Origin of the sequence: Natronoarchaeum mannanilyticum, from assembly GCF_039522665.1 — an archaeon.
GTDB classification, from domain to species: Archaea; Halobacteriota; Halobacteria; order Halobacteriales; family Natronoarchaeaceae; genus Natronoarchaeum; species Natronoarchaeum mannanilyticum.
On sequence record NZ_BAAADV010000003.1, the window covers coordinates 376,772 to 397,960 of the forward strand.

Annotated in this window: 25 protein-coding genes; 9 read left to right on the forward strand and 16 right to left on the reverse strand. The window is 68.1% G+C overall.

What is annotated here, in order from left to right; translation table 11 throughout:
• Positions 1-62: 62 nt before the first annotated feature.
• A complete protein-coding gene (locus ABDZ81_RS10440; RefSeq protein ID WP_343773910.1) occupies positions 63-506 on the reverse strand; it encodes an AN1-type zinc finger domain-containing protein in 444 nt (147 codons plus the stop codon).
• Between the two features lie 190 nt (positions 507-696).
• On the opposite strand from ABDZ81_RS10440, the gene ABDZ81_RS10445 reads away from it, so the two are divergent.
• A complete protein-coding gene (locus ABDZ81_RS10445; RefSeq protein ID WP_343773911.1) occupies positions 697-1,131 on the forward strand; it encodes a universal stress protein in 435 nt (144 codons plus the stop codon).
• Between the two features lie 42 nt (positions 1,132-1,173).
• Here ABDZ81_RS10445 and ABDZ81_RS10450 read toward each other — a convergent pair whose 3' ends face one another.
• Both ABDZ81_RS10450 and phoU read right to left on the reverse strand, forming a co-directional pair.
• Entirely contained in the window at positions 1,174-2,220 is a 1,047-nt protein-coding gene (locus ABDZ81_RS10450) for a PhoU domain-containing protein (RefSeq protein WP_343773912.1), read from the reverse strand.
• 34 nt (positions 2,221-2,254) lie between these two features.
• Complete coding sequence (phoU, locus tag ABDZ81_RS10455) at positions 2,255-2,932, reverse strand: phosphate signaling complex protein PhoU (protein ID WP_343773913.1); 678 nt, start codon at positions 2,930-2,932, stop codon at positions 2,255-2,257.
• 229 nt (positions 2,933-3,161) lie between these two features.
• Between phoU and ABDZ81_RS10460 the strand changes: the two genes are divergently transcribed.
• From ABDZ81_RS10460 to ABDZ81_RS10475, 4 genes are all read left to right on the forward strand, one after another.
• The gene (locus ABDZ81_RS10460; protein WP_343773914.1) at positions 3,162-3,695 is read left to right on the forward strand and encodes a gamma carbonic anhydrase family protein; all 534 of its coding nucleotides are present in this window, start codon (positions 3,162-3,164) and stop codon (positions 3,693-3,695) included.
• 91 nt (positions 3,696-3,786) lie between these two features.
• The gene (locus ABDZ81_RS10465; protein WP_343773915.1) at positions 3,787-4,818 is read left to right on the forward strand and encodes an NAD(P)/FAD-dependent oxidoreductase; all 1,032 of its coding nucleotides are present in this window, start codon (positions 3,787-3,789) and stop codon (positions 4,816-4,818) included.
• An 83-nt stretch (positions 4,819-4,901) separates the two neighbouring features.
• Positions 4,902-5,627 carry a hypothetical protein gene (locus ABDZ81_RS10470; protein ID WP_343773916.1) on the forward strand — a complete coding sequence of 242 codons (726 nt, stop codon included), beginning with the start codon at positions 4,902-4,904 and terminating at the stop codon, positions 5,625-5,627.
• A gap of 470 nt (positions 5,628-6,097) precedes the next feature.
• Positions 6,098-7,333 carry an ornithine cyclodeaminase, nickel-pincer nucleotide-dependent gene (locus ABDZ81_RS10475; RefSeq protein WP_343773917.1) on the forward strand — a complete coding sequence of 412 codons (1,236 nt, stop codon included), beginning with the start codon at positions 6,098-6,100 and terminating at the stop codon, positions 7,331-7,333.
• Between the two features lie 20 nt (positions 7,334-7,353).
• On the opposite strand, the gene ABDZ81_RS10480 is transcribed toward ABDZ81_RS10475, so the two are convergent.
• A complete protein-coding gene (locus ABDZ81_RS10480; RefSeq protein WP_343773918.1) occupies positions 7,354-7,785 on the reverse strand; it encodes a universal stress protein in 432 nt (143 codons plus the stop codon).
• 234 nt (positions 7,786-8,019) lie between these two features.
• Between ABDZ81_RS10480 and ABDZ81_RS10485 the strand changes: the two genes are divergently transcribed.
• Complete coding sequence (locus ABDZ81_RS10485) at positions 8,020-8,976, forward strand: phytoene/squalene synthase family protein (protein WP_343773919.1); 957 nt, start codon at positions 8,020-8,022, stop codon at positions 8,974-8,976.
• A 52-nt stretch (positions 8,977-9,028) separates the two neighbouring features.
• Here ABDZ81_RS10485 and cruF read toward each other — a convergent pair whose 3' ends face one another.
• The 5 genes from cruF to ABDZ81_RS10510 all read right to left on the reverse strand — a co-directional run bounded on the left by cruF (position 9,029) and on the right by ABDZ81_RS10510 (position 13,412).
• Positions 9,029-9,940, reverse strand: coding sequence for a bisanhydrobacterioruberin hydratase (cruF, locus tag ABDZ81_RS10490; RefSeq protein ID WP_343773920.1), 912 nt, complete (start codon positions 9,938-9,940; stop codon positions 9,029-9,031).
• 57 nt (positions 9,941-9,997) lie between these two features.
• A complete protein-coding gene (locus tag ABDZ81_RS10495) occupies positions 9,998-10,894 on the reverse strand; it encodes a prenyltransferase (RefSeq protein ID WP_343773921.1) in 897 nt (298 codons plus the stop codon).
• A gap of 10 nt (positions 10,895-10,904) precedes the next feature.
• Positions 10,905-12,389: a phytoene desaturase family protein gene (locus ABDZ81_RS10500; RefSeq protein ID WP_343773922.1), complete on the reverse strand. Its 1,485-nt coding sequence runs from the start codon at positions 12,387-12,389 to the stop codon at positions 10,905-10,907.
• 117 nt (positions 12,390-12,506) lie between these two features.
• Positions 12,507-12,752, reverse strand: a complete 246-nt coding sequence (locus ABDZ81_RS10505) for a PRC-barrel domain containing protein (protein WP_343773923.1) — start codon at positions 12,750-12,752, stop codon at positions 12,507-12,509.
• A 120-nt stretch (positions 12,753-12,872) separates the two neighbouring features.
• Positions 12,873-13,412, reverse strand: a complete 540-nt coding sequence (locus ABDZ81_RS10510) for a hypothetical protein (protein WP_343773925.1) — start codon at positions 13,410-13,412, stop codon at positions 12,873-12,875.
• A gap of 204 nt (positions 13,413-13,616) precedes the next feature.
• On the opposite strand from ABDZ81_RS10510, the gene ABDZ81_RS10515 reads away from it, so the two are divergent.
• From ABDZ81_RS10515 to ABDZ81_RS10525, 3 genes are all read left to right on the forward strand, one after another.
• Positions 13,617-13,802 (forward strand): DUF7501 family protein, encoded by a 186-nt coding sequence (locus ABDZ81_RS10515; protein ID WP_343773926.1) that lies wholly within the window; start codon positions 13,617-13,619, stop codon positions 13,800-13,802.
• Positions 13,799-14,029, forward strand: coding sequence for a MarR family transcriptional regulator (locus ABDZ81_RS10520; protein ID WP_343773927.1), 231 nt, complete (start codon positions 13,799-13,801; stop codon positions 14,027-14,029). The genes ABDZ81_RS10515 and ABDZ81_RS10520 overlap by 4 nt, the downstream gene beginning before the upstream one ends.
• 162 nt (positions 14,030-14,191) lie before the next feature.
• Complete coding sequence (locus ABDZ81_RS10525; protein ID WP_343773928.1) at positions 14,192-14,389, forward strand: DUF8144 family membrane protein; 198 nt, start codon at positions 14,192-14,194, stop codon at positions 14,387-14,389.
• A gap of 119 nt (positions 14,390-14,508) precedes the next feature.
• Here ABDZ81_RS10525 and ppc read toward each other — a convergent pair whose 3' ends face one another.
• The 7 genes from ppc to ABDZ81_RS10560 all read right to left on the reverse strand — a co-directional run bounded on the left by ppc (position 14,509) and on the right by ABDZ81_RS10560 (position 21,160).
• Entirely contained in the window at positions 14,509-17,199 is a 2,691-nt protein-coding gene (gene ppc, locus ABDZ81_RS10530) for a phosphoenolpyruvate carboxylase (protein WP_343773929.1), read from the reverse strand.
• Between the two features lie 257 nt (positions 17,200-17,456).
• Positions 17,457-17,708 carry a HalOD1 output domain-containing protein gene (locus ABDZ81_RS10535; RefSeq protein WP_343773930.1) on the reverse strand — a complete coding sequence of 84 codons (252 nt, stop codon included), beginning with the start codon at positions 17,706-17,708 and terminating at the stop codon, positions 17,457-17,459.
• Between the two features lie 208 nt (positions 17,709-17,916).
• Positions 17,917-18,108, reverse strand: a complete 192-nt coding sequence (locus tag ABDZ81_RS10540) for a hypothetical protein (RefSeq protein WP_343773931.1) — start codon at positions 18,106-18,108, stop codon at positions 17,917-17,919.
• A 94-nt stretch (positions 18,109-18,202) separates the two neighbouring features.
• Entirely contained in the window at positions 18,203-18,532 is a 330-nt protein-coding gene (locus ABDZ81_RS10545; protein WP_343773932.1) for a transcription factor S, read from the reverse strand.
• A 125-nt stretch (positions 18,533-18,657) separates the two neighbouring features.
• Positions 18,658-19,284, reverse strand: coding sequence for a DUF8135 domain-containing protein (locus tag ABDZ81_RS10550; protein WP_343773933.1), 627 nt, complete (start codon positions 19,282-19,284; stop codon positions 18,658-18,660).
• A complete protein-coding gene (locus tag ABDZ81_RS10555) occupies positions 19,281-20,189 on the reverse strand; it encodes a hypothetical protein (protein WP_343773934.1) in 909 nt (302 codons plus the stop codon). Before ABDZ81_RS10555 ends, ABDZ81_RS10550 begins: the two co-directional genes overlap by 4 nt.
• Positions 20,190-20,326: 137 nt before the next feature.
• Entirely contained in the window at positions 20,327-21,160 is an 834-nt protein-coding gene (locus tag ABDZ81_RS10560) for an RAD55 family ATPase (protein ID WP_343773935.1), read from the reverse strand.
• Positions 21,161-21,189: the final 29 nt, after the last annotated feature.

Below are 21,189 nucleotides of genomic sequence, written 5' to 3' on the forward strand. Positions count from 1 at the left end.
GCGAGCAACCGTCGTTGGAGTCCTTGAGAGACTTCCTGCGATTCACGAACGCAGTTTAGAGATCACAGAACAAGGAAAAGGACCGACAGAGCAGCTATAACGAAAATCACGATAAGCACGATCAGGGGGAGCGAGAAGGTCCTAGAATCTCGGTCTGCACTGTCGGTTTCTTCCTCATTGGTATCGTCGTCCGAGTAAACGAGCGAACCGTCGGGTGCGACATCCGGACTTGAATCAGAAATTGGGGATTTAGAAGTACTTCCGACCGTCTGCTCGCGAGAAACGGTCATCGGTTCGACGTCTATCTCGGAGTAATGGCGATCGCTTTCAAGATCAACCTCAGCCACCGTTGTAGACGTATTATCGATGTCTTCCTGATCAGAGCGGCTGTTTTTCTTGAACAGCTGCGGATTGTCCAGGGCTTTGCAGTCGTGGCGCTCCGGAAGGCGATGCTCCGTGCAGAACACGCGATCACAGTAGTTGCACTTGAACGCGAACTCGTCCATCTCACGCGCACAAATCTCGCACTGTGTCACGTTCGAGTCACCAGTGCTGAAGCAATGGAGGCAAAATGATATGAAAGTTAGCAACCGTCGAGGGATTTTATGGTGTCTCAATTCTACGTTACACTGGCTAAGAGTTCTGATCGGCAGGAAGTTTATGCTACGCCGTGACAAACCACACGGACCGAAGGAGATGTACGACGACATCCTGGTGCCGACCGACGGGAGCGACGGAACCGAACGGACGCTCGACCACGCCGTCGAGATCGCCCGGAACCACGGCGCGCGCCTCCACGCGCTGTCGGTGGTCGACCGCCGGGTGTATCTGGCCGCCGAGGAGGACGAGCGCGACGACGTGATGGCGAAGCTACGCGGGGAGGCCGAGGACGCGATCGAACTGGTCGAGGATCGGCTGTCCGACGCCGACGTCGAGGTCACAGCCGAGATCGTCGACGGGACGCCGCACAAGGAGATCCTCGCCTACGCCGACGAGCACGGGGTCGACCTGATCGCGATCGGCACCCACGGCCGAACGGGGCGGGATCGCCTGGAGAACCTCGGCAGCGTCACCGAGCGGGTCGTCGAGGACGCCGACCGGACGGTGCTGGTCGTCTCGATCGACGAGTGACCGGCTCGCCGCGGGAGCCGAGCGCGACAGTTCTGCGGGCCGTCAGTTCGACAGCGCGTCGTCGTCGTCGCCGTCGGGGGTCCGCAGGGCGGACTGCAGGCCCATCTCGGCGACGTTGGCGCCGTACTCGGCGGTGCGCTCGACGCTGTCGAGCACCGTCGCCAGCAGGTGGGCCTCGTCGACGTCGCCGTCGTACAGCCGGCGGTCGACGGCGTGTGCGTCCTCGACGAGGGCGTCGCGGCGCTCGGCGACGCCCCGGAGTCCCGACAGCGACGGCTCGTCGAGCTGCTCGTCCAGCGCCGTCCTGACGATCTCCCGGGAGCGCTCGCCGAGCTCGTCGAGCTCCTCGCCCAGTTCCGCGGGCGGGGCCGCCGACTGTCGGGTCGCGACGCCAGCGATCTTCTCGGCGTGGTCCGCGACCCGCTCCAGCTGTCGGGCGATCCGGTAGTAGGCGAACGCGGTCGTCCGGTCGACGTCGAACGTGACCGCCTCGCGGACGTCCGCCAGCCCGCGGTGGAACTGCCGGCTGACCAGCGCGAACAGCCGGTCGACCTCGCCGTCCTGCTCGGCGACCCGGCGGGCGAGTTCGGCGTCGTGCTCCAGAACCGCGTCGAGGGCGTCTTCGTGCATCGTCAGCGCGGTCAGGCGCATCTGGACGACCGTCTGGCGCAGCGACACTTCAGCGCTGTCGAGCAGACTTCGGATCGTGATCCGGGTCGGCGTCTGGGTCTGTATCTCGACGCCGACGAGCCGGGTCACCGCCGAGCGGACGGCCCGCCGAGCGTCGGCGTCGAACTCGACCGGGCTCGTCAGGACGATCTCGTCGTAGCCGGCGACGTAGGCAGTCATGACGGTGTCGGCGAGCGCCTCGGGATCGAACTCGGCGGCGTCGATCTCGATCGATCGCCCGTCCTCGCCGGTGTCGCGCGCGGCGACGAGCCGGTCGTCGGCGGCGTAGAGGTACAGCGGCGTCCCCGTCTCGATGCCGTTCTCGGTCGCCCACTCCTTGGGCAGCGAGATGGTGTACGTCGAGCCGCCGGTGAGCTGGACCTTGCGCCGGATCGGCTCGTCGGTGCCGTTCGTCGTCATGGGGTGGGTTCCCGATGGAAGGTTATCGTTCGCATCAGTAGATCAGCTCGTCGTCGTTCTCGACGGCGTACAGTGTTCGCGCCGCGACGTTGACGGCGTGGTCGCCGACGCGTTCGAGGTCCCGTATCGTCAGCAGGTGTCGCGACACGTCGCCGAGCAGTTCCTCCGTCGATCGATCGTCGGCCGCGCCGTGTTCCCGCTCGATCAGGGCGCGAACGATCCGTTCGCTGGCGCGCTCGCAGCGCTCGTCGACCTCGTCGTCGCGGGCCGCTATCTCGTGGCAGGCGTCGGGATCCGCGTCGGCGTACGCCGCCATCGCGTCCTCGACCATCGCGACCGTCAGCGCGCCGATGCGCTGGAGGTCGACGTCGGGGGCGACGTCCCGATCCATCTCCAGCGCGTAGCTCGCGAGATTCGTGGCGAGGTCGGCGATCCGTTCGAGGTCGGTGAGGATCTTGAACGACGCGACCACGAGCCGCAGATCGCCGGCGACGGGCTGCTGGAGCGCGAGCAGGTCGACGCAGTCGCCCTCCAGATCGAGGTACCGACGGTTGATCTCGGCGTCGCCCGCGACGACCTCGCGGGCGAGCGCTTCGTCGCCGCCGTCGAGCGCGGCCAGCGCCTGCCGGAGGCGGTCGAGGGCGAGCTCGCTCAGCTCGAGGACGGCCTCGCGCAGCGCGTCGAGCTGCTCGCGGTACTCCTCTCGGGGCATCGTCAGGCCACCTCCGTCCCGCCGGTTCGGCCCGTCGCGGCGCCGGCGCCACCGCCGTCGTCCGGTCGAGTCAGTGACATCACGCGAAGGGAGACGATAACGGAGTAAGTAGGCTGCTATGAGGGGTACACCCAGGGGCGTGCCAGTACATACCACTATGTACCGCTATTACCTCTCGACTTCCGGACAGCTACCAACAGTTACCTTGCGGCAAATGGTACCGTTCAACATGGGAGACTCCAGACGCTACGCGTTCGAGGGCGCCAGTCCCGAGATCCACGAGAGCGCGCGGGTGAGCCGCGAAGCGACGCTGGTCGGCGACGTGACCGTCGCGGCCGACGCCAGCGTCTGGCCGGGCGTCGTCCTGCGGGGCGACGTCGGACCGGTCCGGATCGGCGAGCAAGCCCACGTCGGCGACACGGCCGTCCTCCACGCCTCCGCGATCGGCGAAAACGTGATGGTCGGCCACGGCGCCGTGTGCAACGACGCCGCCGTCGACGACGAGGCGCTGATCGGGTTCAACGCGACGCTGAACTCCGAGGTCAGCGTCGGCGAGCGATCGATCGTCGCCTCCGGAACCGTGGTCCCGCAAGGCTACTCGATCCCGTCTGACTCCTTCGCCCGCGGCGTCCCCGCGGAGGTGACGCCGCTCTCCCAGACGACGATCGACACCGACCGCATCCACGAGGAGTTCGCATCGGGCGCCTACACGGACCTCGCCGGGCGCCACGAGGAGCTGTTCGCGGCCGAGCCCGAGGAGTGAGCGGCTGTAGGGTGAACCGGACGCCGCCGCGGCGTCGGCGAGCGGGCGCGGAGGGACGCCTTTTTGCGTCGCTCGGCCCCAGATCCGGACGATGACACCACGAGTCGCCGTCGTCGGCGGAGGCGTCGCCGGCGCCGCCGTCGCGCACGCGCTCGGGGCGGATCGGGTCGACGTGACGATCTTCGAGCGCGCCGACCGGGTCGGCGGCCGCACCGCGACGCGACGCCGCGGCGAGGCGGTGTACGACTACGGCGCGAACTACGTCACCGACGACGACGAGCGCGTCGCGGAGCTGCTCGCCGAGGAGCTCTCGGACGGACTCGTCGATATCGCCGAACCGGTCTGGACGTTCGACGCCGACGGACAGATCAGCGAGGGCCGGGGGAACGGCCGCAAGTGGACCTACGAGGGCGGCGTCGAGACGCTCGCCGGTCGGCTCGTCGACCGGAGCGACGCCACGGTCGAGACGGGTGCGGAAGTGACCGGGCTGGGGCGCGACGGCGAGGAGTGGATGGTCGAGACGAGCGATGGGCGGGTGTTCGAGCCGTTCGACGGCGTCGTGCTGACGCCGCCGGCGCCTCAGACCGGCGAGCTTCTCGCGGACGCCGACTGGGACCACGACCGCAAGGACGCCCTCGTCGGGGCGCTGCGGGACGTTCCGTACCGGACGATCTGGTCGCTCGCGCTGCACTACCCCGACGAACTGGAGCGGCCCTACTACGCGCTGGTCAACACCGACCGCGACCACGAGATCGGCTGGCTCTCCCGCGAGGAGTGCAAGCCCGGTCACGTCCCGGACGGCGAGTCGCTGTTGATCGTCCAGATGGCGCCCGACTGGTCGGCCGAGCGCTACGATGCCGACGGGGCGGACGTCGTCGCCGAAGCGCTGCCGATCGTCGCCGACCTGCTCGACGACGACCGACTCGCCGATCCGGACTGGACCGATCACCAGCGCTGGGGGCTGGCGCTGCCCGACGACGGCGTCGACCCGGCGCTGCTTGACGCCGTCGACGAGGACGGCCTGTGGTTCGCGGGCGACTGGGTAGCCGGCGAAGCGCGATCCCACGCCGCGATCGGGACGGGGCTGGACGCGGGCGATCGGATTCGGGAGCGATTCGAGTAATCGACCACTCGGTAATCGCGGCAGCGCTTCCGACGGTCAAGGCGGCAGAAAGCACTTATTGTCGGTCCCGAAACACGACGACGATGGACCGACGCGATCTCCTCGCGGCGCTGGGCTGCGGGACCGCGACGCTGGCGGGCTGTCTGGGCGATGCCGGATCGCCCGCGGTGCCCGCGGAGAACGAGTCACCGAACAGCTCAGCCTCTCCGGGTTCGTGCGACGTTCCCGAGGCTGCCGACGAGCGGTCCGAATCGACGACCGGCGAGGTGGACGGTGACGTACAACGTCGAATCACTCTCGCGGCGGTCGACGAGGTTCCCGAAGGAAGCGACGTTCGGATCGACGTGGAGATGCTCCGCTCGGCGATGACGGCCGAGAAACCCGCCAGAATTCGGATCACGACGACGAATCTCGGCCCGACGCGGGCGATTTCGGTCGGGGACGAGGACTGCAAACTGTTCAACTACGGTGCGAGCCTGAGCGACGCGCCGGCGGGACTGGTTCTGCAGGACCCATCGAGCATCGAGTACACCGAACGGAAGGACGGCCGGTGGGTGCGCGACCTCACCCCGGACGAGAACGTCGACTTCGCCCCCGTCGGCTGCGATCCGACGACGTACAGTTGCGGGGAGTCGGTCAGCAGCGAGTACGTCGTCTGGGACGACTTCCGGGTCGCGGGGTACTTCGAGCCTGGCACGTATCGGTGGGAGGACAACGTGACGGTCGAGCGGGCGCCGGATGCCGGCGCCGACGACCGGACGAACTGGTCGTGGGGGTTCTCGATCCGGGTCGAAACTCCGGGCGAGTGAGCGACGCGTTCGATATCGCACCATAGTACGCTGTGGCGCGCGCTGTCGAGCCCTCGTGGCGAGACAGCGTCGCGCGAGGGATGAGCGAGCGGAGCGAGCGAATCGGTTGGGGAGGATGTGGCTGGCGGTTGGGTGGGAATGAAAGGGGCCGCCGCGATCGATCCGGTGAGGCGACGGTGAGCCGAACCTCGTGAGGCGAACGTCGGAAGACGAGCGAAGCGAGTCTTCCGGAATAAGCACCGCAGCAAAGCGAGGAGCACAGCGAGTCGCAACCGGTCGAGCGCGGCGGGGGCTTTCAGAGCGTTGTGAGTAGTCGCTACTGTCCCAGAGAGCGCGGCGGCCCCTTTCAGAGTGTAAGCAGCTGCTGTTCCAGAGAGCGACCTGAAAACCAGCCCGAAACCCACTGTTCCCACATCCCGAACCCACACAGTCCACAACCCTCTTGCCCCGCTCCCGCATCTACCTAGCCAATGAGTCCCACGCGCACCGTCGAACTCGAGGGCCACATCATCGACTCGGGGACGATGGGTCGATGCTTCGGCGTCGTGATGGACATGGGCGGCTCCTTCGAGGTCGAGGAGTTCGAGATCGGCCGCCACAAGAACGCCGAGACGTACTGCCGGATGAAGGTCTCGGCCGACAGCGAGCCGACGCTCCAAGAGATCGTCCACGAGCTCCACCAGAACGGCGCGACGCTGTCGGACCCGGCCGACGCCACTCTCGAAGCGGCGCCCGACGACGCCGTCGTCCCCGTCGACTTCTACTCGACGACGAACCACCCGACGTACGTCCGGTACGAGGGCGAGTGGGTAGACGTCGAGAACGTCGAGATGGACTGTGCGATCGTCGTCGAAACCGAAGGATCGGAAGCGCCCAGAGCGCACACCAAGGTCCTCAACGCCATCGACGAGGGCGATCTCGTCGTCACCGGCGACACGGGAATCCGGGTCGAGCCGCCCGAGCGCCCGCGCGACGGCGACAGCGCCTTCGGGTTCATGCAGGGCGGCGTCTCCAGCGAGCGCCCCTCGGAGTCGCTGATCGGCGAGATCGCCGACGCCGTCGCCGAGACCAAAGAAGAGGGCGGCAACGTGCTGGCGGTCTGCGGGCCGGCGGTCGTCCACTCCGGCGGGGCCGACCACCTCGCCGAACTCGTGCGCGAGGGGTACGTCGACGCCATCTCGGCGGGCAACGGGTTCGCCGTCCACGACATCGAGCGCGACCTCTACGGCACGTCGCTCGGGATGGACGTCGAAACCATGGAACACCCGCGCAAGGGCCACAAGCACCACATCTACACGATCAGCGAGATCAGTCGCCAGGGCGGCATCGAGCAGGCCGTCGAGAACGGCGCCATCCAGAGCGGCGTGATGTACGAGTGCGTCGCCAACAACGTCCCCTACGTGCTGGCGGGGTCGATCCGGGACGACGGCCCGCTGCCCGACACCATCACCGACTCGATCGAGGCCCAGAACGCGATCCGCGAGCAGGCCCGCGACGCCGACCTGGTGATCATGCTCGCGACCCTGCTGCACTCGGTCGCGGTGGGCAACTGCCTGCCCTCGACGACGAAGCTCGTCTGCGTCGACATCAACCCCTCCACCGTGACCCAGCTGATGGACCGCGGGAGCGCCCAGGCGATCGGGATGGTGTCGGACATCGGCACGTTCCTGCCGATGCTGGCCGACCAGCTCGTCGACGAGAAGTGAGCAACGGCGCGAAATCCGACCTACAGCTCTTCCTGCGGGACGACGACCACCGGCCGATCGGCGTCGCCGAGCACCGCCCGCGTCGTCGACCCGACCGCGCTCTCGGCGCCGGGGTCACCGCCGCGGACGCCGACGGACGCTTCACGTCCGTCGAGCCCTCCCTCGCTAGCGCTCGCGAGGACCCCCAGCACGATCTCGTCGGCCTCGAACTCGCCGGCGGCGGCCAGCAGTTCCTGGGCGGGTCGGCCCGAGCGCTGCTCGGTGTCGACGTCCGCGACGGCGCCGAGCCGGACCGTCGCGACGTTCAACGCCTCGCGGCCGTCGCGCGCGTCGTCCTGATCGGACTGGACGTGGACGACCCGGACACCGTCGTCCGGTCCGGCCCGGTCCTGCAGGTAGTCGCAGGCCGCCGCGGTGGTGTGGACGGAGTCGGTCGCGAGCAGGTAGCGCATGCGAGGACGTTCCGGGCCGGCGACCTAAAGCCCGCGGTCGGCGCGAGTCTCGCCGACCGACGCCGCGTGCCGGTCGGCGATCGCACCGGTCGCGGGCGCGATACCGGCCCGCCGTCGGCGCCGGTTTGTTTTGTCCGCCACACCAATTATTATACTGTAAGCGCCCCTAGGAAGGTCACGCATCATGTCCGAGGGCCGGGATCATCTGTCAGGCACGCGGCGACCGGGACAGGCATGGTAGACGAGAGTCAGATCGAACGGTCGAAGGCGATCCAGCGCCGCACCGGGCGGACGTTCCACGTCGCCACGCGGTTTCTCCCGGAGCGCGTCCGCTACCCGACGTACGTGCTGTACGCCTTTTTCCGCGTGGCCGACGAGATCGTCGACGACGCCGAGGGCGTCCCGCCCGAGGAACAGGCCGCCGAGCTCGAATCGCTCCGCGCCCAGGCGCTCGGCGAGGCGGAACCGGACGGGCCGGTGCTCGCGGCATTCCGCGAAATCGCCGACGAGCACGGAATCTCCGACGAGGAGATCGACACGTTCCTCGACGCGATGAAATCGGACATCGTGACGAGCCGCTACGAGACTTACGAGGATCTGGAGGCGTACATGCGCGGGTCGGCGTCGGCGGTCGGCGTGATGATGACCGAGGTGATGGACCCCGAGCGCCCGGAGGACGCCGTTCCCCACGCGGTCGCGCTGGGCGAGGCGTTCCAGATGACCAACTTCATCCGGGACGTCCGCGAGGACGTGATCGACCGCGACCGGATCTACCTGCCCGAGGAAACCCTACGGAACAACGGCGTCGAGCCCGAGCAGATCGAGCGCCTGGAGTTCTCGCCGGGCGTCGCCGACGCCGTCCGCGACGAACTCCGCCGGACCGAGCAGCTCTACCGCGAGGGCGTCGCCGGCATCGAGTACCTGCCCGAGGACTGCCAGTTCCCGGTCGTGCTGTCGGCCGTCCTGTACGCCGACCACCACCGGCTGATCCGGGCCTGCGAGTACGACGTGGTGAACAACGAGCCGAGCCTCTCGACCGCGCGGAAGCTCTGGCTCGCCGCCCGGACGCGCTGGCACTGGCAGTGGAACAAGGACCCGGAAGCGGTGTTCCGGCGCGCGAGCGCCGTGTCGCCGCCGGAGCGCCCGGGATCGGATCGGGGCGCGGTCGACGGCGTGCCGACGCCGGACTGATTCTTCGCCCGCCGAGCGATCGACGCCGCACTCGCCAGTCACCCGCTCGCCCTCAGTCGTCAGCCGGCCTCGGCCCGCGACTCGCGGCCAGCCCCGCGACGTCGAACCGGTCTGCCCGAACCAGCACGGCGAGCAGCGCGACGGCCAGCGCGACCGGGACGTAGTTGCCGAAGTAGAGGTTCACCAGCCCCCAGAGGACGCCGAAGCTGATCAGGTCGTCGAGCACGTACTCGCAGCGCTCCAGGCGCTCGGCCAGCCCGTCGGCGTCGAACGACGCCGACAGCACCGCGACGGCGACGACTCCAGAAAGGACCCAGCCGACGTAGTTCCGCGCGGGCACGCCGTAGTAGGTTCCGGGCGTCTCCCAGCCCCAGAAGCCCAGCGCCACCGCGCCCGGATCGAGCACGAGATCCATCCCGACGACGACGGCGAGCACGGCCAGCAAGCGCGCCGCGGCGCCGAGCCGATCCTTCGAGAGCAGCGTCACGAGCAGGTAGCTATTGAGAAGGATCGGGAAGTAAAACACGGGCAACGCGAGCGGAACGGCGCCGAACAGCATCGGCCCGAGATCGATCAGGTACTCGAACTCGCCGTAGAGGACGCCGGTGTAGACGCCGAGGAGTTCGACGCCGTAGGTGAACGCCGCGAGGACGCCGAGGCCGGCCAGCGCTCGGCGGTCGACCAGCGGCAGCAGGCCGCCGATCAGCGGCAGGCGCATCACCAGCACCGCGCCCAGCAGCAACAGCGGGTTGAACGCGACTCGCTGGGGAATGGCGCCCTCCGCGGCGGCGATCAGCAGGACGACGCCGACCAGCGGGAACGTGATCGCGATCGTCACCCGGTTGTCGCGAACGAGGGCGTCCAGCCGTCGCTCGATCGCCCGCCGGTTCGTCGGGGGCCCGTCGGCGTCGGTCGTCGTGCCGACTTCGGCATCGTTCGTCGACCCGACCTCGCCGTCAGTCATCGGCAGACACTCCGGGCGGTAGACACATCAACGCGGCGGTCGCGGCGTCGAACAGCGTCACACTGGCAGTCCTCCCGAAAGAACCCACAGCCCGCCCATCGTCAGCGCGGCGCCGACGACCGTGTTGATCGCCGGGAACCACCAGTACGCCCGGTCGACGTCGATACCGAGGAGCGGGACGCCGACGGCCAACAGCGGGTAGACCGCCAGCGCGGCGCCCAGCCGGAGGTCGATCGCGCCGAACGCCGCCGCCGCGAGCGTCCAGCAGACCGCGCAGTAGGCGAACGTCGCCCGCTCGCCCAGTCGCGTCGCGGTCGTCTCGATGCCCGCTCGGCGGTCGGGTTCGATGTCGGGGATCGCCGAGAACGTGTGCATCCCCATCGCCCAGAGCCAGGCGCCGGCGATCGCGAGTACCGGGGGTTGGGCGCCCGCCAGCGCGGCGTAGGCGGCGAACCCGGGCAGCACGTACAGCCCGTTCGAGATCGAATCGAGCAGCGGCGTCGTCTTGAATCGCAGCGGCGGCGCGCTGTACTGCGAGCCGAGGATCACGAACCCGGCGATCCAGAGCTGGGCGGGGTCGGGCACCAGCGCGATCAGCAGGACGGCCGCCAGCGCGCAGACGACCACCGCGTAGACGACGAACGGCTCGCCGCCGAAGCGCGCCTCGGGCGCGTCGGCGTCTTTCTTGGGGTTCGCGGCGTCGATATCGGCGTCGTACACGTCGTTGATGCCGTAGAGGAACACGTTCGCGGGCACCAGGAAGTACGCGAACAGCGCGACGAGGACGGGCGACGCCAGATCGGAGAGTTCGCCGGCGCCGTAGACCGCCCCGACCAGCACCGGCCCCGCGAGGTAGAGCCAGAAGCGCGGCCGCGAGAGGACGAAGAGGCGGCGGAGCTTCGCGCCGAGCGTGGCGTACTCATCGGTGGCGTCGGTTTCTGTAGTCGAGGTCATCGCTGGCGGGTCACTTGCCGTAATCCTCGATCAGCTTCGCCGCGGCGTGCTCGCCGCTGATCAGGCACATCGGGACGCCGATGCCGGGGTTGGTGTAGGAGCCGGCGAAGTACAGCCCGTCGACGGCGTCGGACCGGTGGTTGGGCCGGAACAGCGACGTCTGGGTGAGCGTGTGGGCCATCCCGAGCGCGGTGCCGCCGTAGCTGTTGTACCGGTCGGCGAAATCGGAGACGGTGAACCGTTCCTCGACGACGATCCGATCTCGCAGGTCGGTGCCGGTGTTCTCGCGGATGTCGTCGAGGACGAGCTCGCGGTAGCGGTCGCGGGTTGCTTCGTCGTCGTCGAGGTCGGGCGCGATCGGGACGAGGGCAAAGAGGTTGCTGTGGCCCTCGGGCGCCACGTCGTCGTCGGTCTTCGAGGGGACACAGAGGTAGTACGCGGGATCGTCGGGCCACTCGGGCGCCTCGAAGATCTGGTCGAAGTGCTGGTGCCAGTCGGTCGGCAGCACCAGCGTGTGGTGAGCCAGTTCCGGCACGTCGCCCTCGACGCCGAGATACAGCAGGAACGCGGAGGGCGCGTAGGTTCGGTCGTCCCAGTAGTCGGCGTCGTACTGGCGATTTTGGGGGTGGAGCAGCTCCTGTTCGGTGTGGGCCATGTCGGCGTCGCTGACCACCAGATCCACCTCGTGGGCGCCGCGCTCGGTCTCGACGCGGAAGGCGTTCTCCCGACCCTTGATCTCGGTGACGGCCTCGCCGGTCCGGTACTCGACGCCGAGTTCGTCGCCCAGCTCGACGATGCCGTCGACGACCGCGCCCATCCCGCCGTCGGGATACCAGACGCCGAGATTAAAGTCGACGTGGCTCATCAGGTTGTACAGCGCGGGCGTGTTCGTCGGCGAGCCGCCCAGGAAGACGAGCGTGTACTGGACGATCTGCTGGAGCTTGGGGTGCTCGAAGTAGTCCTCGACGTGGTCCTGCATCGAGCCGATCAGCGAGAGCCCGCGGGCGTTCTTCAGGACGTCCCGGTCGAGCCAGTCGCGCGGGCGGCTTCGGTCGGTGTAGACGAAGTGCTCCATCCCGACCTCGTAGTTCTCGCGGGACTGTTCGAGGTAGCGCTCCAGAGCCTCGCCGGCGCCGGGCTCGTAGGACTCGAACGTCTGCTTGTTCGCGTCCATATCGGGCAGCATGTCGACCCGATCGCCGTCCTTGAAGAAGATCCGGTAGTGGGGGTCGAGCCGTTCGAGGTCGTAGTACTCCTCGGGATGGCGGTCGAAGTACCCGAAGAAACGCTCGAAGGCGTCGGGCATCAGGTACCACGAGGGGCCCATGTCGAACCGGAACCCGTCGCGTTCGAGCGTGCTCGCCCGCCCGCCGAGCTGGTCGTTCTTCTCGAGCAGCGTCACGTCCGCCCCGGCGTCGGCCAGGTAGCAGGCGCTCGACAGTCCGCCGAACCCGCCGCCGACGACGGCGACGGAGCGGCCCGACAGGGGTTGCATGAGCGAACGGTAGGACGGGCGAAAGTTAAAGCCGGGTAGTCGCGGCAGGGCGGACGCGCCGCTGTCGGAGCGAGCTTCACGCGAAAAAGAACGACGCCCGAGGAAGCCGGTCGCGGCCTACATGTCGCCGCGGACGCGAATCTCGTCGTCGGTGACGTCCTCGATCATCTCCTCCTGGAGCGGGTACGTGTCGTCGTCCGTGTCGCCCCAGCCGAGTTTGGACTTCAGCTGGTCCGTCATTCCGGGGTCCGGATCGACGTGGGCCGTCCCGGCCCGAACGTCTTTCACCATGCCGATCTCGTCGCCGCGGTCGTTCACTACCTTCTTCCCCTGGTCGTCGTCCGTGATCTCGGTTCGGGCCATGGTTGAATCCGGCGGGCGCGCTCGCGGTCGTCGCCCGCCGTATCGGGACTGACCACGAGCGCACTGATAAACCGCAGTCGTGGTCGTTCGAAAAGTCTTGCTGACCGAACGTGGGGTCGACTACAGCTCCCGCTCGCTGGAGGGATCGTCGAGATCCCAGAGCAACTCGGGGAGGAAGGCGTCGAGATTGTCGATCACGCGGCGCTCGCTGACGTCCAGCCCGTCGCAGTGCTCGTGGGCCGAATCGCGGATGCCGACGTGGATCTCGCCGTCCTCGACCGAGACGGCGAGCGGGAACACCGAACAGCGCGCGGGCTTCCAGTCGTGCTCGTCGTGGAGCGCGCAGAGCCCGTCGTCACGCAGGAAGTAACACGCCTGCCCGTCGTCGCCGACGTGCTCGTCGCGATCCTTCTCTTCCTTCCGGACGAAGTCCTGCCCGCGGAACTGCGTCGTCGTCTCGCCGAGCGGCGCGCGCTCGGCGAGCTCGTAGAAGTCCTCCTCGTACAGCAAGACGCCGTGCTGACAGCACCAGGTGCAGTCCTCGACGCACTCGAAGGTCAGGTCGGGATCGAAGTCGACGACGACCTCCCGGCCGGGGTACACCTCCACGCGGGGCTGGCCCTCGCCCGCTGCGCCGTCGGCGTCGGCCTCGGATGACACGGGCGTCCGTAGCGCGTCACGGGCAAAAAGGGGCGCGCTCCGATCGCACCGGGCGTCGCGGCAGCCCGCTCACCGGCGGCGTCGATACCGACACTTGTTGCCAAACCCTTTGATCGACATTGAGTGTCATACTAGGCCCCTATATCAATTTTAAACATACCCCGGATAGGCTTATATGGGAAATCGGAGTATCTTCAGGTAGCCATGAACGGCACCGCACCCACCACGAACTGGAGCGATCCCTCGACCTGTCCGTTTTGCGATAGCGAGTTAGCCGACCCCGGCGCCGGCTTCATCGACCACATCCACGAGAGCCCCGACTGCGAGAGCGGCTTCGACCAGTGGCGCTCGAACGTCAGCGGCGACATGGGCGGAGAGTGGTCCGGATGAGCCTGGCTACGTCGGTTCAGGAGACCCGCACCGGATCGCTGCCCGAGAGCATCGAATCGCCGACGGCGAAGCTGGTCTACCTCGCGCTGGACGCCAACGGCACCGCGACCGTCGACGAGCTCCGGGAGACGCTGGACCTCCAGAAGCTGGTCCTGTTCGAGACGCTCGGGACCCTGGAGTCGAAGGGCCTCGTCGCGGCCGACGGGCGCTACTACCTGACGACGTAGGCGAGTCGACGCCCCCGTTTCGATCTGCGGGTCTGCCGGCCGTCACGGCCGGGCTGCCGTTCTCTTCGTTCGTTTTTCCGACGTGCTGTCGGCATCGACCGTCACTGCGCGCACCGTGTACCCGGGAGCACGCTTATGAAGCCGCTCTGAGAGGACGTTCGCATGGCGGACGATCCAGCGCTCGACAACTTTCAGCAGTGGCAACTGGGAATCGCGGTACTGATCGGCGTCGTGGTCGTCGCGGCGCTCGCCGCGACGGCGCTGCAGGTGCTGTCGATCCCGTTCGGCACCGAGATCGGAACGGTCGGCGGCGCGATCGTCGCGTTCCTCGCGTTTTCGTACTGGTTCTACGGGCGATAGAAGGCGTATCGACGGTCGAATCGAGACGACGGCGGTGACGAAACCGAGTTCGTCGCCGCCGTCGAGCTGGACGCCGCTGCCGCCGCGTCGTCCCGACGCGAAAAACGAGAGCTACGAGATTATCCGGTGTTCTTCATGCCCGCCGCGATGCCCTTGACCGTCAGGCGCAGCGTCTGTTCCTCCAGATCCGTCCGGTGGGTCTGTTTGAGCAGGTGCGTCTGGAGCAGGTTCAGCGGGTCGACGTAGGGGTTGCGCCGCTCCAAGCTCTCGCGGAGCCACTCCCGGTCGATCGGGTGGTCGCGGCCGGTGATCTCGACGACGTGGTCGATCGCGCGCTCGTACTCGTCGGTGACCCGCGGGAAGAACTGCTCGCGCAGGTCCTCGGTCGCGAGGTCGGCGTACTCGGCGGCGATCTCCATGTCGGTGCGCCCGAGCGCCATCGCGGCGTTGTCGAGCTTCGTGCGGAAGAACGGCCACTCCTCGTACATCGACTGGAGCGTCTCGACGTCGCCGCCGTTATCCAGGTAGGCCTCGATGCCGGTCGCGAGCGCGTACCAGCCCGGCAGGATACACCGCGACTGGGTCCACGAGAACACCCACGGGATCGCGCGCAGGTCCTCGACGTTGCGCTCGCCCGAGCGCGAGGCCGGGCGCGAGCCCATGTTGAGGTTCTCGATGACGGTGATCGGCGTCGCCTCCTCGAAGTACTGGACGAATCCCTCCGTTTCGAGCAGGTCGCGGTACTCGTCCCGGGCGGCGTCGGCCATGGTGTCCATGACGTCGAACCACTCCTCGGGGACGTCCTCGACGGGCTGCTCGATCGAGCGTTTGCGCGCCCGGAGCTGGGCGTTGAGCATCTGCTCGACGTTGCGCTCGGCGATGCGCTGGTTGCCGTACTTCTCGGCGATCGCCTCGCCCTGCTCGGTGAACTTGACCTGCCCCGTGACCGTGGAGTTCGGCAGCGAGAGCAGGGCATCGTTCATCGGACCGCCGCCGCGAGAGATCGAGCCGCCGCGGCCGTGGAACAGCCGCATCGTCACGTCGAAGTCGTCGCAGATCTCGGCGAGCCGGCGCTGGTTCTTGTACAGCGACCAGTTGGCCGCGAGGAACCCGTTCTCCTTGTTGGAGTCGGAGTAGCCCAGCATGATCTCCTGGGTGTTGCCCCGCGCGTCGAGGGCCATCTCGTAGGCCTCGTTCTCGTAGAGCGTGCCCATGATCCGACGGGCGCCCGACAGCGCGCTCTCGGTTTCGAGCAGCGGGACGATGTCGAGCCCGCAGTGGCCCGGCAGCTCGACCACGTCGGCCTGGTCGGCCAGGAACAGCACTTCCATGACGTGGCTGGGCTCCTCGGTCATCGAGATGGCGTACGTGTCGATCGCCTCGATGCCGAACTCCTCCTGCCAGTCGGCCAGCCGGTCGAATCGTTCGAGGACGCGGGCGGCGTCGTCGGAGACGTCCGACTGGTCCTCCAGGTCGATGACGCGCTCGTCCTGCAGGACGGCCTCGGTCAGCGTCTCCATGCGCTCGTCTTCGTCCATCGACTCGTAGTCGATGCCCTCGCGGGCCAGCGCCTCCGCGACCGCCGCGGTGTGCATCTCCTGGTGGTCGCGCAGGTCAAGGCTGGCGAGGCTGAAGCCGAACGTGTCGACCTTGCGGGCCAGCGGATCGATGTGGGCCTCGGCGACGGAGTCGGCGTCGTTCGCGCGCAGGCTCTGGGCGAGCACGTCGAGGTCGTCCTGCAGTTCGGCGACGTCGTCGTAGCCGCCGGGGCGGACGTCGCCGACCCGGCGCAGGCGCTCGCGCATCAGCTTGAGCTTCTGGCGGTACGGCTCGTCGGGGTAGCGCTCGTCGACCTCCTCGGCGAGGCCGGGCAGGCGCTCGAAGTCGGCCGCGAGCGACTCCTCGAAGCGATCGCCGACCTCGATGCGGGCGCCGTCCTGGCTCAGCACGCCCGAGAGGCGCTTGAGCTCGCCGGCGTACCGGTCGAGGACGACCGCGCGCTGGCGTTCCAGGGTGGTCTCGGTGACCTCCGGCGTCACGAAGGGGTTGCCGTCGCGGTCGCTGCCGGCCCACGAGCGGAACTCGAACAGCTTCGGAATGTCGAGGTCGTCGTCGAACTCCTCGACCAGCGCGTCGTCGAGCTCGTCGTACACCTCGCCGACGATGTCGAACAGGGTGTTCTCGAGGTACCACTGGACGTTGCGCGCCTCGTCCTCGGGCTCGGGCCGGCGGTTCCGGACCTGCGGCGTCTGCCAGAGGCTGGTGACCTCGGCGTCGATGTCGCGCTCGACCTGGCTCTGCTCCTTGCTGGTGAGCCGGCGCTCGTCGAGCGTCTCGAGGTGGTTCGACACCGACCGCAGCTTCGACTTGACGGTCTTGCGCCGCGCTTCCGTCGGGTGAGCGGTGAAGGTCGGCTCGATGAGGACGTCGTCGAGGACCTGCTGGGCCTCCTCGGCGTCCATCTCGGCCAGCTCCTCGGCGGCGGTTTCGAGGCTATCGTCGAGGGTCTCCTCGTGGGAGCCCGTCCGGATGGCCCGGACGCGCTCGCGCTCTTCCGCGAGGTTGATCAGTTCGAAGTACGTCGTAAACGCCCGCGCCACGATGCTCTCGCGGTCGGGGGTCAGCCCGTTGAGCTCGTCGTGGAGCGGCTGGCGCGAGTCGAGCTCGCCGTCCCGGTAGTCGATCGCGGACGTTCGGAGCGTCTCGACGGTCTCGAACGCCGACCGCGAGGTCTGGTCCTCCAGCACGTCCCCGAGCAGGGCGCCGAGTTCGCGCACGTCCTGGCGGACGTCCCTGTCGTGTAATCGCATATCTCCCGAATATAACCCCGACGGCTAAAACTCTCCGGAACGTCACCGGACGCGCCGGGTTTGACGGTCGATAGTGATGGATTTCGGTCAGTACGGGCGACGCCGTCCCGAGCGTAGCGGCCGGTTACGGACCGAATTCTGCCACGCAGTCCCGAGCAGCGTGCGTAACGGTAGCTTACCGCTAAGCGACAGGGACATCGCGGCGTCACAGCTCCACGTCCCTCGGGCGCGAGGCTCCCCGCGGCCGGCGCGACCGCTCAGAACCCCTCGTCGACGGTCACGCGCCCGCCCTCGTACACGGTCACCGCCTTGCCCTCGTACTCGAAGGCGACCCGCAGATCCGCGTCGGATCGCCGGAACAGCGCGCCGAGCGCGTCCGGATCCAGCGTCGGATACAGCGGCGGCAGCTCCGCCACTCGCCTGTCGTCCGCGTCGGCGACGCCTTCGAGGACCCGGAGCGCGAGCTCGTCGTCGCATCGGTCGACGTCGAATCTCCCTGACCGGTCCATCGATCGATAGTGGGGCTCCAACGGGTTAAATAGCGAACTCCGTTCAACGGTCGGCGATCGAACCGGTCGCTCTTCGGAACGTTCTGCGCGGGCCTACCGATCGGTGCGCTGGCCGGGAATGCGTGCTGCCGAGTGACAACTATTGCCTACGCGAAGAACGGTGTCCAGCGCGGGCGCCGATAGCGGTCCGAACGCGTCGCGACGCCGCCTACAGGCGCTTTCGGAGCGCCCGCTCAGCATCGTTCAAGAGATCCTGTGCTTTCCGGAGCGCCTGCTCGGTCCGCCCTGACGCCTCACGCCGCGCCGACTCCAGTTCGTCCCGTAGCTCGTCCGCGACGGTACCGATCGCGTCGGCAGCGCGGCTCGCGTCGCCACTCTCGGAACTGGTTTCGGTGGACATTGCGATCGTGGTTTTGTCTGTAGATCGTCAAAAATCTGGTGGCGGTCGGGAGCGAACACGGGGCCGTAGCGACCGCAGAACGGCGTCGAGCCACTCAGTTGTACTCCCGCCAGCGGTGGCCGCACTCCTTGCACTTGAAGAATCGCGTCGGCGGCTCGTCGGCCGAACCGGTCTGCTTGATCGTGTACCAGGCGACGCCGTGGCCGCACTCGTCGCAGTGGACGTCGTCGCTGGTGGGCTTGCCCTCGAACTCCGCGCCCTCCTCGGTCTCGATCAGTTCGTCGCCGCTCTGGGCCTCCGTCGAGACGAACGACGCCGCGAGGTCGTCGTCGCGCTCGCTGGTGGCGCCGCAGTCGTCGTTCGTACAGACCATCTCGCCGTCGACTGACTTCATCATCGAGCCGCAGGCGTCGCAAAACTGCATGTCGTCGACTACGAGCGGAGCGACAAAAAGCGGCCCGCTCTCGGATCGATCTTGCGGGTGACGCCGAACCCTGGTCAGCCGCGACGCCGAACTCCGGTCAGCCACGATACCGTACCTCGAACTAGCTACAGGTCGCCCAGCCGCTCCTCCTCGGCGACCTTCGGGCAGTCCCGCACCCGGAAGTGATCGGTGTCGACCAGTTCGAGGATCTCGGTGCCCTCGTGGCCGCAGCCGACCGCCGGCGGCTCCGAGAAGAACTCGCACTGCTGGCAGAAGCTCGCCTTCGAGACGACCCGCTCCTCGGTCTCGACTGGCTCCTCGGCGTCGGCGCCGCCGCCGGACTCGACCTGCTCCCAGACCGCGTCGACGTCCAGATCCGCGATGTCCTGGCTGGTGAAGGCGTCGTCGAGTTCCGCGTCGTCCGCCTCATCGCGGCGCCGATCGACCTCGGCGGCCAGATCGCCGAGCGGTCCCTCGCGGCCGGTGTCGCCCGGCAGCGCCGACGGGTCGCGGTCGGCGTCGGAATCGATTGCCGGCGAATCGCGGTCGGCGTCGAGCGACGGCGGATCGGCGTCCTGACGAGCGCTAGTCGAGTCAGGGATCGATGAGTATCCCTCATCGGCGTCCCCGCCGCTCGCGTCGTCGCTCGTGCGCTCGCGGACGTTCTCGGCCAGATCCGCCAGCGGCTCGTCGGGGAGGTCGTCCGCCGGAGTGTCGTCCTCATCGTCGCGGTCGCGATCCTCGTCGCTCACCGTTCACCTCCCTCAGTTCGCTTTCCGCCATCCGCCTTGGCCCACTCGATCCCCTCGGGGACGTCGCGGTCCTCCTCGACGATCGCCTCGAGGTCCGCGTCGAGATCGGCCTCGTCGCCGCCGGTCAGCGCCGGCGCGTCGCCCGTCTCTAGCACGTTCGGCTTCAGGAACCGCGATCCGGGCCGGACGTCGGTGAACTGGGTCGCGCAGTGGGGACACTCCGGCGCGGTCAGCATCGCCACGTCGAGCGACGCCTCGCAGTCGCCACACTCCGCCGTGCGGACGCCGTACTGGGCGGCCGCCCGCTTGAGTTCCGCGACGCCCTCCCGGCGCGTGCGCTCGGCCGCGATCCGCTGGACCTCGCCGCGGAGTTCGATCACGGCCCGCGCGAGCGTGTCCGTCCGCTCGCGGAGCGCGCCGGTCTCGTCGGTCAGGTACTCCAGGATGTCCTCGTAGTTCTCGAAGCCGGCGTCGACCTGGGACTCGACGCTGTCGACGGCGTCGTCCAGTTCCGCCACCCGTTCGGCGGCGTCGGCCGCCCGCTGCTCGACGTCCTCGACGCGGTCGACGAGGTCGGGATGTTCGTGATCCTCCGGCGCCTTCCGGTCGGTCTCGCGCTTGACCTGGACGACGCGCTTGCGGACGTCCTCGATGAGCGCGTTGAACTCCTCGTCGAGGGCGGCGAGCCGCTCGTCGAGTTCGTCCTCGGAGACGCCGGCGGGGGATGCAGCCACGTCCGCCTCGGACCCGTCGCCTGTCGCCAGTTCGTGGTGTGCGGCGAGCAGCCGGCGGGCGACCTCGTCGGCGTCGTCGCCGTCGCTGGTCGCACGCTCGTCGAGCCACTCGCGCACGTCCTCGGAGAGATCGATCGAGACCTCTCGGGTCGCCGACTCGTCGCTCGCCATTCGTACCGTTTTGGAGAAGAACTCTCTTAAGGGTTCGGGGCGTTTCGCTCGCGCCGTCGGTGAGAAAATCCGCTCGTCGTGACACGTCTCCCGAGGCCGAGTCGCGGGCGCCGAGCCGACGGCGATCCGGGCGCCCCTCAGCGGATCTTGCGCACGTCGCTGATGTCGAACCCGCTGTCGGTGATGTCGGTCTCGAACTGGACGATGTTCTCGGCCTCCAGCCGCGAGAGGACGCCGCGGAACTGCTTGACGACCATCGTCCGGTCGCGCTCGCTGCCGCCGCTGGCCCACTCGAACAGCATCGCGCCGTCGGTCGCCTCCATCAGCCGACCGAGCTGCGTCTCCGAGAGCGAGTCGATCGAGACCAAAAGCAGGATCAGCCCGCCCCAGCGGTTCGAGGCCCGCTTGAGCCCCTTCAGCAGCATCGGGACGTCGTCCCAGTGCAGCTCGTCGCCGAGGCTGAGCAGGTCGGTGATCGAGTCGATCACCACGAGGCTGTCTTCCGCGTTGTCGTTGAGGTAGTCGCCCAGCGCGTCGAGCACGTCCTTCCGGTCGTGGTCGTCGCCCAGCGACGTGATGCTCTGGGTCTGTTCGGAGTACCACTCGGTCGGGACCTGGCTGAGCTGAAAGTACTCCGCCGAGAGGTCGAGAAACTCCATCGGGCCGGTGCCGGCCTCGACGAGGTCGAACTCCATCGTGTAGCGCATTTCTTCGAGTAGTGCAGATTCGCTCGCCGTGAAGGAAAGATACCGGACGTCCTCGGGAAGTTGCGAGCGCTCGTCGAGGTCGCCGTAGTAGAGGTCGAACTGCTCGGTATCCGCCCGCGCGAGCCCGTTCATCACCGCGCTCGTGTAGGCGAACTCCCGCGCGCCGGCGCCGACCTCGCCGGCAAGCAGGACGACGCTGCCCGGCGGGGCGCCGCCGCCGATCATCGAGTCCAGCCGGGAGATGCCGAACGGAACGCGGGCCATACCCCCGACGTGGGACCGCGGTAGGTTAG

Coding starts and splice junctions, on each gene's coding strand:
- ABDZ81_RS10440 (WP_343773910.1), bottom strand. CDS start 506: ATGGACGAGTTCGCGTTCAAGTGCAACTACTGTGATCGCGTGTTCTGC.
- ABDZ81_RS10445 (WP_343773911.1), top strand. CDS start 697: ATGTACGACGACATCCTGGTGCCGACCGACGGGAGCGACGGAACCGAA.
- ABDZ81_RS10450 (WP_343773912.1), bottom strand. CDS start 2,220: ATGACGACGAACGGCACCGACGAGCCGATCCGGCGCAAGGTCCAGCTC.
- phoU (WP_343773913.1), bottom strand. CDS start 2,932: ATGCCCCGAGAGGAGTACCGCGAGCAGCTCGACGCGCTGCGCGAGGCC.
- ABDZ81_RS10460 (WP_343773914.1), top strand. CDS start 3,162: ATGGGAGACTCCAGACGCTACGCGTTCGAGGGCGCCAGTCCCGAGATC.
- ABDZ81_RS10465 (WP_343773915.1), top strand. CDS start 3,787: ATGACACCACGAGTCGCCGTCGTCGGCGGAGGCGTCGCCGGCGCCGCC.
- ABDZ81_RS10470 (WP_343773916.1), top strand. CDS start 4,902: ATGGACCGACGCGATCTCCTCGCGGCGCTGGGCTGCGGGACCGCGACG.
- ABDZ81_RS10475 (WP_343773917.1), top strand. CDS start 6,098: ATGAGTCCCACGCGCACCGTCGAACTCGAGGGCCACATCATCGACTCG.
- ABDZ81_RS10480 (WP_343773918.1), bottom strand. CDS start 7,785: ATGCGCTACCTGCTCGCGACCGACTCCGTCCACACCACCGCGGCGGCC.
- ABDZ81_RS10485 (WP_343773919.1), top strand. CDS start 8,020: ATGGTAGACGAGAGTCAGATCGAACGGTCGAAGGCGATCCAGCGCCGC.
- cruF (WP_343773920.1), bottom strand. CDS start 9,940: ATGACTGACGGCGAGGTCGGGTCGACGAACGATGCCGAAGTCGGCACG.
- ABDZ81_RS10495 (WP_343773921.1), bottom strand. CDS start 10,894: ATGACCTCGACTACAGAAACCGACGCCACCGATGAGTACGCCACGCTC.
- ABDZ81_RS10500 (WP_343773922.1), bottom strand. CDS start 12,389: ATGCAACCCCTGTCGGGCCGCTCCGTCGCCGTCGTCGGCGGCGGGTTC.
- ABDZ81_RS10505 (WP_343773923.1), bottom strand. CDS start 12,752: ATGGCCCGAACCGAGATCACGGACGACGACCAGGGGAAGAAGGTAGTG.
- ABDZ81_RS10515 (WP_343773926.1), top strand. CDS start 13,617: ATGAACGGCACCGCACCCACCACGAACTGGAGCGATCCCTCGACCTGT.
- ABDZ81_RS10520 (WP_343773927.1), top strand. CDS start 13,799: ATGAGCCTGGCTACGTCGGTTCAGGAGACCCGCACCGGATCGCTGCCC.
- ABDZ81_RS10525 (WP_343773928.1), top strand. CDS start 14,192: ATGGCGGACGATCCAGCGCTCGACAACTTTCAGCAGTGGCAACTGGGA.
- ppc (WP_343773929.1), bottom strand. CDS start 17,199: ATGCGATTACACGACAGGGACGTCCGCCAGGACGTGCGCGAACTCGGC.
- ABDZ81_RS10535 (WP_343773930.1), bottom strand. CDS start 17,708: ATGGACCGGTCAGGGAGATTCGACGTCGACCGATGCGACGACGAGCTC.
- ABDZ81_RS10540 (WP_343773931.1), bottom strand. CDS start 18,108: ATGTCCACCGAAACCAGTTCCGAGAGTGGCGACGCGAGCCGCGCTGCC.
- ABDZ81_RS10545 (WP_343773932.1), bottom strand. CDS start 18,532: ATGCAGTTTTGCGACGCCTGCGGCTCGATGATGAAGTCAGTCGACGGC.
- ABDZ81_RS10555 (WP_343773934.1), bottom strand. CDS start 20,189: ATGGCGAGCGACGAGTCGGCGACCCGAGAGGTCTCGATCGATCTCTCC.
- ABDZ81_RS10560 (WP_343773935.1), bottom strand. CDS start 21,160: ATGGCCCGCGTTCCGTTCGGCATCTCCCGGCTGGACTCGATGATCGGC.